We start from the raw sequence: 12414 nt of genomic DNA on the forward strand, positions 1-12414 counted from the left end.
ACGAAATGAAGGATACTAACGACGATCTCTCTCTTATACAGCAGGTGGCTGAGCTTCACGACAAGACGGCTTTCGACCGTCTTGTCAGGAAGTATCAGTCGCCTATAAGGCGCTTCTTCCTCCACCAGACGCTGGGAGACGCGCAGCTGAGCGACGACCTCGCGCAGGACACCTTCATAAGGGCTTATACCAGCATCGGGACGTTTCGCGGCTCGGCGGCGTTCTCCACATGGCTCTTCCGCATAGCCTACAACGTGTTCTACGACTATCGGCGCCGGCTGCGCCCGTCTGCCGACGACCTCGACGCAGCGCGCCCCGCTGCAGCCGGTGCCGACCGGTCGCTCGGGATGGATGTCTACGGTGCTCTCGCCCGTCTGCCCGACGCCGAGCGCACATGCGTCACGCTGCAGCTCGTCGACGGCTATCCCATCGAACGCATCGCCGCAATAACGGGCATGGCGGAGGGCACGGTGAAGTCGCATCTCTTCCGCGGAAAGCAGAAACTTACCGCATTCCTGCGGCAGAACGGCTATTCTTAAGACCCTAAATGTAGGTGGAAAATAAAAGACAACGTAAAAATTCAATCATGCTATGACTGATGTAAAGAATAAAACAAGTTATGACGAGACTGTCGATGAGGCGCTTCTTCAGCGGTTCTTCGCCGACAGCGCTCGCATGGATATCGCCGACGACGGATTCACCGACCGCCTCATGCGCCGTCTGCCCGAGGAAGTGGACACCCGCTGCTACCGTCTCTACCGCTTGTGGACGGCAGCGATGGTAGCGGTCTGCGTTGCCGTCTTCTTCTTCGTCAACGGCTTCCAGCTGCTCAAGCTGCGCGTGTGCAGAGCTGTCGGCGGTTTCCTCGGCGACGTGGTTCACGCCGTACAGGATAGGGTGGCATCGTTCTCGCTGCCCGCTTCCGTCTCCTTCCCCCCATCCGCCGACTGGACAACGCTGCTTCATGTTCCGCTCATGATAGCGATAGCGCTTGTCGTGCTCGGCTCGCTTGTGCTGTACGACATCAACGAATCGGTCTGATACACAAGCCGCCTCGTCCTTCTGCTCACGAAATGTCATCGTGTAGCGTACGGAATCCGATCGGGCGGCGAACGGAAACCGATCGGACGGCGTTCGGAGTACGATGATTGGAGTACACAATAGTAGCGGAGGTAAAAGCCTCCGCAGCACCAAGTCTGACACTAATAATAATGGTTAGCATCGCTGGTTGCTGCGGAGGCTTTTACCTCCGCTACTAATATGGCTGTTTAGAAAACGAATGTGCTGAATCGCTTGGTGTTCGCTTCCTTCTGCTTCAGCTCCTCCTGCATCCGCTGCATCGCCATCTTGAAGAAGAAGCGTATGAGATGCTCGTCGGTGGCTTCGGTGCGAATCATGCGCAGAGCGGAGATGTACTCCTGACGGGCTTCCGACGGAATGATGAGCAACGGATGCCCCATGCGTAGCAGGATATAATTGCTCACGAGACGACCCGTTCTGCCGTTTCCGTCGCGGAATGGATGCAGATACTCGTAGAAGCCGTGAAAACGGGCGGCAAGCACCATCGGGTGAGCGGCGGCTGTGGCGATGGCTTGCTCCGTCGTTTCGAGCAGTCGCGGCACTCTGGCTACCAGCTCTTCGTGGTCGCCGAACACGGTGTCGCCGGCAGCCATGTCGGTTGTCGTGTATTCGCCTGGCGTTGCGTCGGGCGCACGGTAGGCGAGCGTGTGACTTGTTACGCGACGGTTAATCTCTTTCAACAGCGCCTCGTTGAGCGGATGCTGCACGTTCCGCATCATATACTCAAAAGCCTCGAAGTGGTCGAGCATCTCGAAAGCCTCGAACAGCGTCTTGCCGGCTGGAATCATGCCCAGGCCCTTCTCCTTCAGTTCGCGCGTGTCGTCAACAGAGAACGAGTTGCCCTCGATGGCGCACGAGTGGGTGGAGAAGAGCACCTCGTTATACTTGAAGTATTCTTTCCCGTCCATTCTGTCGACGACAAGCGACAGGTACCTGCCCCGCAAGTCGTCGTATTCCTTTATTTCCTTTTCGAATGTCATAGTCGTCCGTTTCAGCTTGCTAAGATACAATTTTTGTGGAAAAGCGCCAAGCGCTTGAACAAAAAACATCAAACACTTGAACAAAAACGTACGAAACGCTTGAAGAAGAAGCGTACGAAACGCCTAAACAAAAAAAGAGGATGCAACCGAAGTTGTATCCTCTTTTTGCGTGACTCGCATGGGGCTCGAACCCATGACCCCAACATTAAAAGTGTTGTGCTCTACCAACTGAGCTAGCGAGTCTCCGTATTTGCTTTATATTTCAAAAGCGAGTGCAAAGTTAGTGGTTTTTTATAAATTACGCAAATATTTTGTTTGTTTTTTACGCTTTCCACTTCTTTTTCGTCTATTTCTGTTGGTTTTCTACTGCTGTAGGCGGGTCTTCGTCGTTCAGATGCTCTTTTGTGACGTAGCGCTGCCAGTAGGCTATGATGAGCGACGTGAGCGGTAGAGCAATGATCAGACCGATGAAGCCGAGCAGTGCGCCCCACACCGAGAGCGAGAGCAGCAGTATGGCGGGGTTGAGGCCCATCGCCTTGCCCATAATCTTCGGCGTGACGTACATGTCGGTGATGATCTGCACCACGCAGAAGAGGCCGAACGCCAAGCCGAACACCATCCAGAAGTCCTGCCCCGTGTCGGCAGCCTTAAGCATGGCGAGGAAGGCTGTAGGAATGAGCGCGAAGGTGTGCAGATAAGGCACGAGGTCCATCACGCCGATGAGTATTCCGAGGCCGATAGCCATAGGGAAGTCCATCAGGCTGAAGCCGATGCAGAACATCACGCCCATGCAGAGCGCCACTAAGCCCTGACCACGTATGTAGTTGTTCATCTCGCGCTCCACGTCCTGCGCCAGTTCCTGCCAGAACGGACGGTTCTTCTTCGGGAATATCTTCACCCAGCTCGTCGTGAGAAACTCGTAGTCGAGCAGTATGAAGAACGTGTAGAGCAGCGTGATACACGACGCTACGATAGACATCACGATGTTGGCTGTCTGCCCGATCACGGCGAAGAGCTTCGGCATCGTCGTCTTCAGCGTGTCGCTGAAATCCTTGCTTTTGAAGAAGCGCTCCAGCGCCTCCTGGTTGTTTATGGCCCAGTCTTTCGCCATGCGCGAGAAGTCGTTGGTGTGTGTTGTCTGGTGCAGCCAGTGGAGGATGAACTCGTACAGTTTCTGGAACTGGCTCACCATCGGCGGCACGATGAAGTATACAAGCAGTCCGATTACGGACAGAATGGCGAGCATGGCGATGATGATAGCCAGGGCGCGCACCTTCACGTGCATGCGATACTGTATGAACTTCACCATCGGGTAGAGCAGATATGCCAGGAACCACGCGATGAAGAAGGGCAGCAGCACGCTGCTCAGATAGTTGGTGATGGCGAAGACGGCCACGGTTATGCCGCCGACGGCTGTCCAGCGCATCACTTTGTCGAATGTAATCTTTTGTTCGTTCATATTATTGTTCCATTGCTTTCTTGTAGCACTCGCGGCAGAGCGGCTCATACTCGGCCTGTTCGCCGATGAGCACTTGGTTCTGGTCGTGCACAAGACGATGACTCACGTAGGCGAGCGCTCCGCACTTCACGCAGATGGCGTGCACCTTCGTCACTTCGTCGGCTACGGCGCACAGAGCCGGTATCGGGCCGAAGGGAGTGCATTGAAAGTCCATGTCAAGGCCGGCTATTATCACGCGCACGCCGTTGTTGGCAAGCTGGTTGCACACCGCTACGAGGTCCATGCCGAAGAACTGCGCCTCGTCTATGCCCACCACGTCGAAGTCGTAACCGTCCGTGCTTGTGGTGTGACTGCTCAGGTAGTTCAGAATCTCGGCTGACGTGGAGAGCGGCACCGACATCACGGAGTTGCGGTCATGGCTCACCACCTCCTCCTCAGAATAGCGTGTGTCTATCTGCGGCTTGAATATAACAACTCTTTGGCGAGCGAAGGTAGCTCGCTTTATGCGGCGTATAAGTTCCTCGGTCTTGCCCGAGAACATTGAACCGCACACTACTTCAATTCTTCCTTGGCGATACTTCTCGCCCTCTAAATTTGCTTTCATTGTGAGTACAAATTTACGAATACGTTTTAAAAATTGCAAAGAAACGACATGTTTTTTTGCCGTTCTTGATTAATATAACTATATTTGCCCACAATATGGGTATATTATATATTGTGCCTACTCCGGTGGGCAATATGGAAGACATGACGATGCGTGCCATCCGCATATTGAAAGAGGCAGATCTGGTGCTTGCCGAGGACACTCGCACATCGGGCATTCTGCTTCAGCATTTCGATATAAAGAACCGGCTGATGTCGCATCACAAGTTCAACGAACACGGCACAACGGCATCCGTAGTCGAACGTCTGAAGGCTGGCGAGACGATAGCGCTCATCAGCGACGCCGGCACGCCCGGAATCAGCGACCCCGGCTTCTTTCTCGCTCGCGAGGCGGCTAAAGCCGGCATCACGGTGCAGTGTCTGCCCGGCGCTACGGCGTTCGTTCCGGCTATCGTAAGCTCGGGTCTGCCGTGCGACCGCTTCTGCTTCGAGGGATTCCTGCCGCAGAAGAAAGGCCGCCAGACGCTGCTGCAGTCGCTGCAGACCGAGACGCGCACGATGATATTCTACGAGTCGCCTTACCGACTGGTGAAGACGCTCGAGCAGTTTGCCGAGTTCTTCGGCGATGACCGTCAGGCGAGCGTCTGCCGCGAGATATCCAAGCTGCATGAGGAGAGCGTGCGTGGCACGCTGGCTGAGATAATAGCACACTTCAAGCAGACCGAGCCGCGCGGAGAGATCGTAGTCGTGGTGGCTGGCTGCGCCGGCGTTGACATCTCGGCACGCAAGGCGCTCAAGGAGCAGGCTAAGGAGAAGAAGCCGAAGCTGAGCAACAAGGAACGCTACGCTATGCGTGAGGCGGCGCCTGCGGAGTTCAAGAAAAAGAAATTCAGAGACGAATAATAAAAAACAAAACGATATGAAAAAACTATCTTTAGTATTATTATCCGTGGTGTTGCTGTCAGTGACATCATGCGATTTAATTAGCAAGTCAAAAGAAGGTAATGCACCTAACGTAGAGCAGACCGACTCGCTCCAGCGAATCATCTCGCAGAAGGACAACGAGATTAACGACATGATGGAGACATTCAACCAGATTCAGATCGGTCTGCGCGAGATAAGCGAGGCTGAGAACCGCGTCACCGTAGCACAGACTGGTGAGGGAACAAGCAGTCGCAAGCAGATGCTCGAGGACGTTCGCTTCATCTCGTCTACAATGCAGCAGAACCGCGCTTTGCTCGAGAAACTCCGCCAGCAGTTGCGCGAGTCGAGCATCAAGGGCGACCAGCTGCGCCGCACTATCGACGAACTCGTAGCGCAGATTAACGACAAGGAACAGCAGCTGCAGCAGTTGCGCGCCGAACTCGACGCTAAAAACATACACATCGCCGACCTCGACAAGACCATCACCGGCCTTAATGACAACGTATCATCGCTGCAGGAGGAGTCGTCGAAGAAGACCGAGACTATCAACGACCAGGACGCACAGCTCAACACCGCATGGTTCGCGTTCGGCACAAAGAGAGAACTGAAGGATCAGCGTATCATCGACGGATCAAAGGTGCTGCAGTCGAACTTCAACAAGAGCTACTTCACAAAGATCGACATCCGCGTGCAGAAGGAGATAAAGCTCTACTCTAAGTCGGCTAAGATTCTCACTATGCACCCCTCAAGCTCTTACACCTTGCAGCAGGATGCCAACAAGCAGTACGTTCTGCGCATCAGCAATCCGCAGATCTTCTGGTCTACCAGCAAGTATCTCGTAATCCAGGTTAAGAAGTAATTGCGCACGAATCATTATACAGACGACAAATGCGCATAGGTGTAATCGTAGCAATGGACAAGGAGTTTGCACAGTTGCAGACTCTTGCGTCCGACAAGAAGGAACAGACCGTTGCGGGTCGCACTTTCGTTGTGGGCCGCATCGGTGAGAACGAAATTGTAATGCAGAAGTGCGGCATCGGAAAGGTGAACGCAGCGGTTGGAGCGTCGGAGATGATTGCGGCGTTCCATCCCGATCTGGTCATCTCTACCGGCGTGGCTGGCGGTGCCGACACGAGTCTCGAGGTTTGCGAGGTGGTGGTGAGCACGGCTTGCTGCTACCACGACGTTTATTGCGGCGACGAGTGCGCAATGGGTCAGGTGCTCGGCATGCCTGAACGCTTCGAGAGCGACGCCGCTCTCGTTGAGAAGGCCACATCGCTCAACTGCCACACGCAGGTTCACGCCGGACTCATCGTCACCGGCGACTGGTTTGTCAACTCTCGCGAGAAGATGCAGCAGATTCTCGACAACTTCCCAACGGCAATGGCTGTAGACATGGAGAGCTGCTCTATAGCGCAGACCTGCCATATCTATAACACGCCGTTCGTCAGCTTCCGCATCATCAGCGATATTCCGCTCAAAGACCACAAGGCACAGATGTACTACGACTTCTGGGAGCGTATGGCTGAAGGATCGTTCGAAGTGACGAAGGCGTTCCTTGAAAGAGTATAAAAGCCCCTCCCAACCATCAAGCCCCTCCCAACCCTCCCCGTCGGGGAGGGCTTAGGATAGTTTAGAAAAGAATAGCCCTTGGCTTAGAAAGGCCTAAGAAGGCTTAGCTAGGCTTAGACGCCGCCTTCCCCTCAGCCTTTCCCTTGGCTTAGAAAGGCCTAAGAAGGCTTAGTCCGGCTTAGACGCAGCCTAAAACAATAAAAAAGACAATGAAAAAAATACCAAGTTTTACAATAAACCATAACACCCTCTTGCGCGGCATCTACGTTTCGCGCAAAGACTCAGTAGGTGGCGACACCGTAACCACATTCGACATCCGCATGAAGGAGCCTAACCGCGAGCCAGCGTTGCATCCCGGCGCACTTCATACCATCGAGCATCTCGCTGCTACATATCTGCGCAACGATGCGGAGTGGAAGGACCGCATCGTATATTGGGGCCCGATGGGCTGCCTCACGGGCAACTATCTGCTGATGCGTGGCGACCTTGAGCCGCGCGACATCGTAGATCTCATGCGCCGCACGTTCCGCTTCGTGGCAGACTTTGAGGGCGAGATACCGGGTGCCGAGCCGCAGGACTGCGGCAACTGGCTGCTTCACGACCTGCCGATGGCACGTTGGGAGTCGCGCAAATACTGCGAGGAAGTACTCGACGTAATCACCGACGCCAATATGGTGTATCCGCAGAAGTAGAGAAAACGAGAATATCTATATATTCAAGAGGTATAAACTTGTAAAAAAAAAACAAGTGTTGACAAGAAAAAGTTAGCAAAATATTTTGCCGAACCACCGAAATTGCTTACCTTTGCACCGCTTTACAAAAGCACGGGATGTAGCGCAGTTGGTTAGCGCACGCGTCTGGGGGGCGTGAGGTCGCAAGTTCGAGTCTTGTCATCCCGACCTGATACGGGGTAGAATGTTCAACATTCTACCCCGTTTTTTGTATCTGTAGGATTGTATGGTAACAGTAAAAATCGTAAATGTTCCTAACACATGAAATCGTTATAACACTAACGATTAAGTACGTGAAAAAATCCTCCATATCTGCCAGCATTGCCGTAACCTGCACATTATTAATGCAATAATGGCTGGTAGATATCACGCAAAAAAGCGATATCTACCAGCCATCTGCCAGCTTATCTGCCAGCTTATCGCAAGCTGCTGGGGTTTATATCAAATTCGTCCTTGAAGCACTTGTTGAAGTACGAGGGAGAGGTGAAGCCAACCTCGTATGCAATCTCGGAAACACTCTTTTCGGTCTTTTCCAACAGCTGACGAGCCTTCGTGAGTCGCGCCTTGCGTAGCAGCTCTACCGGCGTCTGACCCGTCAGAGCCTTCACCTTTCTATATAGCTGCACGCGCGAGAGTCCTATCTCTTCGCCCAAGCGCTCCACCGAGAAGTCGCTGTCGCCGAGATTCTGCTGGATAGCCGAGCGCAGTCTGCCCACGAACGACTTGTCGGCTGCGTTCAGCTTCTCTTCTTCCTCCGCCTCCTGCTTGTCGCTGGCGAACACCGACCGTAGCATTACGCGCGAACGCATCAGGTTTTCGATGCGCGAGAGCAGCACCTGACCCGAGAACGGCTTCGTGATATACGAGTCGGCGCCCGTGTCGTAGCCCTCCTTGCGCTGTTCTGAGAGCGAGCGTGCCGTGAGCAGCACCACCGGAATATGGCTTGTTGCGGTGTCCGCCTTCAGTCGTTTTGTGAATTCCAAGCCGTTCATCACCGGCATCATCACGTCGCACACCACCAGTTTCGGCACCTCGCGGCGTGCTTTCTCCAAGCCCTGCTCGCCGTTCGTAGCCTCCGATACGTTGTACTTGTCCTGCAGAATAGATCGCAGGTAGGCACGCATGCCGTTGTTGTCGTCGATGATGAGCACGAGCGGACGCTCTGCGTCGAAGTCCTCGGCGTTCGTAATGCGGTCTGAGTTCTCTTTCGGTGTGCTGTCGGTGGCAATATAGTTGTCGTCCACCAGCCCCTTCTCCGCCTGAGTTGCAGCCGGCGCATCCTTTGCAGGGTCGTAACCGGGCTGCGAGTCGGGCAACGTGATGACGAATGTTGTACCCTTGCCATCCTCGCTTTCGGCGTGAACGTCGCCGTGGTGCATGTCTATGTACGCCTTCACGAGCGACAGACCGATGCCTGTACCGCCGATGGCGCCCTTCGCCTGGTAGAAGCGCTCGAAGAGATGCGGCAGCTCCTCAGCCGGAATGCCCTTGCCCGTGTCGGCTATGCGCAGCGTGTAGCTGTGGTCGCTGTGTATCAGCGAGATGCTGATGCTTCCTTTCTCGGGCGTATACTTCAGTGCGTTCGACATTATATTAAAGTATACATGCTCCATCTTGTTGCGGTCGGCAATCAGCATCGCATCGTTCTCCACGCCCGACACATCCACGCGTATCGTTATGCCGCGGCGTGCCGCCACCGTGCGGAAGTCCTCAGTCCATGTCGTCAGTTCCTGCTGCAGGTAGAAGCGGTTGAGGTGCAGCTCAGCCTTGTTGTTCTGCACCTTGCGGAAGTCGAGAATCTCGCCCACAAGTTGTATCAGTATTCGCGTGTTGCGCTGCACCATCTCCAGCATCGAACGCTGTCCACCCTTTATCGTCGGGTCTTCGAGCAACTGTTCTGCAGGTCCGGCGATGAGCGTCAGCGGTGTGCGCAGTTCGTGACTCACGTTCGTGAAGAACTGCAGCTGCGTCTGCGTCATTTCCTCCATCTCCTCGGTCATTTTGCGCTGCTGTTCCATCGAGGCTTTCAGCTGTCGGTTGATGCGGGTACGAGTGAAGAACGCGTAGACGGCTGCGGCGCACATCACGATGAGCAGCACCACGAACACGAGCAACACGAGCAGGTAGATGCGCTGCGTGTTGAAGTCGTTGGCAGCCTTGTCCACACGCGAGCGAAGCGTAGAGAGATGGTCCTGCTGTCTTACCGTCTCGTCGTACTGCATGAGCAGCACACGAGCGTTGTTGCGCGTCACGAGTGCAGACGAGAGCTGGGTCTCTCTGTTGTATTTCTTTCCCGTCAGTATGTTTATGGCGAGCTGCATCACCTCATCGCCGCGAGTGGGGTAGGTGTATGAGGCGAAGAGCGTGCCGTTGTTCACGAGTTCCATGCCTCCGCCATTCTGCGGCATGGCGTCGATGCCGCAGAATTTTATGTGCGAGAGGTCGAGTCCGTGCTTTTCGGCGGCGCGGCGTGCGCCCATTGCCATGCGGTCGTTATGAGCAAACACGCAGTCGAACTCGTTGTGCGGTTTCGAGAGCAGCGAGTCGATGGCGCGGAATGCGCCCTCCTCAGTCCAGTCGGCGTTCAGCTGTTCCACAATGCTCAGTCCCGGTCGGCAAGCCACCAAGCTGTCGAAGCCCTGCTTGCGCTCTATCGCCGGCGACGACGTAGAGAGTCCGCACAGCTCCAGTATGCGTCCACCGTCGGTGAGTGCGCCAGACAGATATTCGCCCATCGAACTGCCTATCTCCTTATTGTCCGCGCCGATATACGCTGTGTACTTGTTCGACCGTGTGCGTCGGTCGAAGATAATCACCGGTATGCCCTTTTCGTATGCGCGGTCTATCGCAGGCGATATGCTCACCTGACCCGGCGCCACGATGAGCAGGTCTACACCCTCGTCCACGAACTTGTTTATCTGTTCGGTCTGCAACTGCACGTTGTCGTTAGCCGAACTGATGCGCAGGTCTACATCGTTGTAGTAGAGTGCGGCGATGCGCAGCTCCTCGTTGAGCTTCTCGCGCCACACGTCTTCCGAGCATTGCGACACGCCTATGACGAAGCGCTTCGGCTGACTGGTGCATGAGATTATCAGTGGGAGCAGAAACAGAAGGAGATACTTGCAGAATCTGCGTGCTGAGTGTTTCATTAGATATGTTGTTTTTAAGTTGTTTGTATTTATCGGGGTAGGAAAAACCACGCTTCCTACTATTTGTTTGAACTTTATCGCTTAAATTCGCTGCAAATATAGCAAAAATAATGCATTTGTGCATATTATTCAAGCATTTTTGTTTCATGCAACATAATTACAACAGCGTGAACGATATGTTGAATATTGGTTGGTTGCTTATTTCTATCTTTGCAATGTCAAAAGGAAAAAACATTGAAAGACCGTAAGGCTTCAAATCTTTAAAGAAAACACATCTAACGAAAATGCATAGATTGGATAATGATATAGATTGTTAATAGATTTTGATTAGTATAGTTGTTTAAGTATAGTTGATTAGGTTAGTAAGTAGTTAGTTAGTAGATTGATAATCGGGACACAATACTTTGTAAAAACACATAGGGCTGCATCAAGACTCTCCAAGCAGAGTTTTGATGCAGCTCTTTTTTTTATCTCTTTATATTAAGTAGATGCGTTCTCTTTATATTAATAAGACAAGTCGATTGCAACCGGATACACACGGTATGGATCGAAGTATTCCATGCAGCTGTTCACCATTGCCTGCAAATCAGCCTTGGCAACACCATGGAAGACCTGCTTGCCGTTTATCTTGACAGTTACTGGCTTCTTGAGGTCCACCAGCTGTTCGTTGAGATACACTCTCAGTCTGCCACCGGTAGCTATAGTGTAGTTGCGATTGAACTTCAGGTCGATGCCCCACATCTTGTCCTTCATCGTCGTAACGTATTCAACATTACTTACCTTGATAGAAACCACGTTCTTGTCGATATCCATCTCGTAGTATGTTCTTGCCTCTGACGGTCGTGCCAGCACCTGCAGGTTATAGAATCCCGAACGATGTCTGCCATCCATCTCGAAGTCCTCCCAAAGCACCGTCTTTGGATACGGATTGCGCACAAACTGCTTGAGCCAAGGTGTGGTCAGTCCGTAAGTGATGTGGTGCTGCATGCCAGGCAAGAGGTTGATGCGATGGCGGAAGATGGGCGTGTTGTCCACAGCCAACGGACGAGCCAGCTGCACAGAGTCGAAAGCCACTTGGGTGAACCATGTGAGGTCGTTGCGATAAAATCCCGTGTCGTCAGCACCCGTAAGCAGCGAGAAACCGATATTGGCGCAGTTCTCTACCGGCGCATTCTTCAGAGGCTCGCCACCTGCCATCGGACCCGCCGCCGCCCAATAGTCGGCGTAGAACGAGGCGAGACGCTGACTGCCATAACCGCCCTCGCTGATGCCGAACACGTAGAGTCGGTTGGCATCCACATCGCCGCTCGTCAAACCCAAACGAATAAGCTTTTCGAAGGCATACTGCTTCGACAGATGCCACCAGCGATAGTATTCGCCCTCGTTCGGAATCTGCGGAATGAAATAGATAGAAGGCGCATCCTTGAAGCCGAGACCCAGTTCGATACCATTCGCCCATTCTCTGTCCTTCGAGCCCGAACCGTGTGTGTAGAGGAAGAGCGGGTATTGACCATTGGCAGCCACACCCTTCTTGCCGTAATAATAAGGCATGACCGCATTAGGCTCCAGGCATTGCGGCAAGTGCCAGACGCTGTTCTTAGCCAGCTTCAGTTCGGCAGGCTCTATGAGCTTTTCCTCCTGCAGTGCATTGTTCGCCTCGCACCATGCTGTCCAAACCATCTTCTGATAGTTGGCTATGTCCTTGTTCTTTATTGCTGTCTGAAGCTCAGTGTCGAGAGGAGTGTTCTTAGCGTAGTCGGCCTTGCCGTCCTGCTCCAATGCTTTCTGCTGCGCTTGAAGCGACTGCTCGAAGTAGTCGTTCACCTTTTTCTGCAAGTCCTGCGATTGCGCCGTTGTGTGAGTAGAATAGGTTAGTGAGGCAATAGCCATCACCGCATAAATCATTTTTTTCATAT

11 protein-coding genes and 2 tRNA genes are annotated in these 12414 nt (G+C 53.3%); 7 read left to right on the plus strand and 6 right to left on the minus strand.

What is annotated here, in order from left to right:
- Positions 1–5: 5 nt before the first annotated feature.
- Together KTQ90_RS01790 and KTQ90_RS01795 are read left to right on the plus strand one after the other, a co-directional pair.
- Positions 6–539: an RNA polymerase sigma factor gene (locus KTQ90_RS01790; protein ID WP_217316999.1), complete on the plus strand. Its 534-nt coding sequence runs from the start codon at positions 6–8 to the stop codon at positions 537–539.
- 52 nt (positions 540–591) lie between these two features.
- Positions 592–1041 (plus strand): DUF5056 domain-containing protein, encoded by a 450-nt coding sequence (locus KTQ90_RS01795; protein WP_217317000.1) that lies wholly within the window; start codon positions 592–594, stop codon positions 1039–1041.
- A gap of 227 nt (positions 1042–1268) precedes the next feature.
- Here the strand turns inward: KTQ90_RS01795 and KTQ90_RS01800 are convergent, their stop codons facing one another.
- The 4 genes from KTQ90_RS01800 to KTQ90_RS01815 form a co-directional block, all read right to left on the minus strand.
- Positions 1269–2060, minus strand: a complete 792-nt coding sequence (locus tag KTQ90_RS01800) for a Fic family protein (protein ID WP_217317001.1) — start codon at positions 2058–2060, stop codon at positions 1269–1271.
- 170 nt (positions 2061–2230) lie between these two features.
- Positions 2231–2303 (minus strand) — tRNA-Lys (locus KTQ90_RS01805).
- 103 nt (positions 2304–2406) lie between these two features.
- Positions 2407–3519 carry an AI-2E family transporter gene (locus KTQ90_RS01810; RefSeq protein WP_217317002.1) on the minus strand — a complete coding sequence of 371 codons (1113 nt, stop codon included), beginning with the start codon at positions 3517–3519 and terminating at the stop codon, positions 2407–2409.
- 1 nt (position 3520) lies between these two features.
- On the minus strand, positions 3521–4123 hold the full coding sequence (locus KTQ90_RS01815) for a thymidine kinase (protein WP_022157256.1): 603 nt from the start codon (positions 4121–4123) through the stop codon (positions 3521–3523).
- Between the two features lie 95 nt (positions 4124–4218).
- Here KTQ90_RS01815 and rsmI point away from each other — a divergent pair, with 95 nt between their 5' ends.
- From rsmI to KTQ90_RS01840, 5 genes are all read left to right on the plus strand, one after another.
- The gene (rsmI, locus tag KTQ90_RS01820; protein ID WP_217317003.1) at positions 4219–5025 is read left to right on the plus strand and encodes a 16S rRNA (cytidine(1402)-2'-O)-methyltransferase; all 807 of its coding nucleotides are present in this window, start codon (positions 4219–4221) and stop codon (positions 5023–5025) included.
- Positions 5026–5041: 16 nt separating this feature from the next.
- On the plus strand, positions 5042–5905 hold the full coding sequence (locus KTQ90_RS01825; protein ID WP_217317004.1) for a Cbp1 family collagen-binding glycoprotein adhesin: 864 nt from the start codon (positions 5042–5044) through the stop codon (positions 5903–5905).
- Positions 5906–5934: 29 nt separating this feature from the next.
- On the plus strand, positions 5935–6618 hold the full coding sequence (locus KTQ90_RS01830) for a 5'-methylthioadenosine/adenosylhomocysteine nucleosidase (protein ID WP_217317005.1): 684 nt from the start codon (positions 5935–5937) through the stop codon (positions 6616–6618).
- A gap of 209 nt (positions 6619–6827) precedes the next feature.
- On the plus strand, positions 6828–7310 hold the full coding sequence (locus KTQ90_RS01835; RefSeq protein WP_217317006.1) for an S-ribosylhomocysteine lyase: 483 nt from the start codon (positions 6828–6830) through the stop codon (positions 7308–7310).
- A gap of 133 nt (positions 7311–7443) precedes the next feature.
- Positions 7444–7517 (plus strand) — tRNA-Pro (locus KTQ90_RS01840).
- Between the two features lie 248 nt (positions 7518–7765).
- On the opposite strand, the gene KTQ90_RS01845 is transcribed toward KTQ90_RS01840, so the two are convergent.
- Positions 7766–10498: a hybrid sensor histidine kinase/response regulator transcription factor gene (locus KTQ90_RS01845; RefSeq protein ID WP_217317007.1), complete on the minus strand. Its 2733-nt coding sequence runs from the start codon at positions 10496–10498 to the stop codon at positions 7766–7768.
- A gap of 504 nt (positions 10499–11002) precedes the next feature.
- Complete coding sequence (locus KTQ90_RS01850) at positions 11003–12412, minus strand: hypothetical protein (RefSeq protein WP_217317008.1); 1410 nt, start codon at positions 12410–12412, stop codon at positions 11003–11005.
- Positions 12413–12414: the final 2 nt, after the last annotated feature.

It is taken from the genome of Leyella stercorea, assembly GCF_019052365.1.
In the GTDB taxonomy this organism is placed as follows: Bacteria; Bacteroidota; Bacteroidia; order Bacteroidales; family Bacteroidaceae; genus Prevotella.

Bases quoted from the DNA above. Each gene is read 5' to 3' on its own strand.
- KTQ90_RS01800 (WP_217317001.1), bottom strand. From the start codon at position 2,060: ATGACATTCGAAAAGGAAATAAAGGAATACGACGACTTGCGGGGCAGG.
- KTQ90_RS01830 (WP_217317005.1), top strand. From the start codon at position 5,935: ATGCGCATAGGTGTAATCGTAGCAATGGACAAGGAGTTTGCACAGTTG.
- KTQ90_RS01850 (WP_217317008.1), bottom strand. From the start codon at position 12,412: ATGAAAAAAATGATTTATGCGGTGATGGCTATTGCCTCACTAACCTAT.
- KTQ90_RS01825 (WP_217317004.1), top strand. From the start codon at position 5,042: ATGAAAAAACTATCTTTAGTATTATTATCCGTGGTGTTGCTGTCAGTG.
- rsmI (WP_217317003.1), top strand. From the start codon at position 4,219: ATGGGTATATTATATATTGTGCCTACTCCGGTGGGCAATATGGAAGAC.
- KTQ90_RS01790 (WP_217316999.1), top strand. From the start codon at position 6: ATGAAGGATACTAACGACGATCTCTCTCTTATACAGCAGGTGGCTGAG.
- KTQ90_RS01810 (WP_217317002.1), bottom strand. From the start codon at position 3,519: ATGAACGAACAAAAGATTACATTCGACAAAGTGATGCGCTGGACAGCC.
- KTQ90_RS01845 (WP_217317007.1), bottom strand. From the start codon at position 10,498: ATGAAACACTCAGCACGCAGATTCTGCAAGTATCTCCTTCTGTTTCTG.
- KTQ90_RS01795 (WP_217317000.1), top strand. From the start codon at position 592: ATGACTGATGTAAAGAATAAAACAAGTTATGACGAGACTGTCGATGAG.
- KTQ90_RS01835 (WP_217317006.1), top strand. From the start codon at position 6,828: ATGAAAAAAATACCAAGTTTTACAATAAACCATAACACCCTCTTGCGC.
- KTQ90_RS01815 (WP_022157256.1), bottom strand. From the start codon at position 4,123: ATGAAAGCAAATTTAGAGGGCGAGAAGTATCGCCAAGGAAGAATTGAA.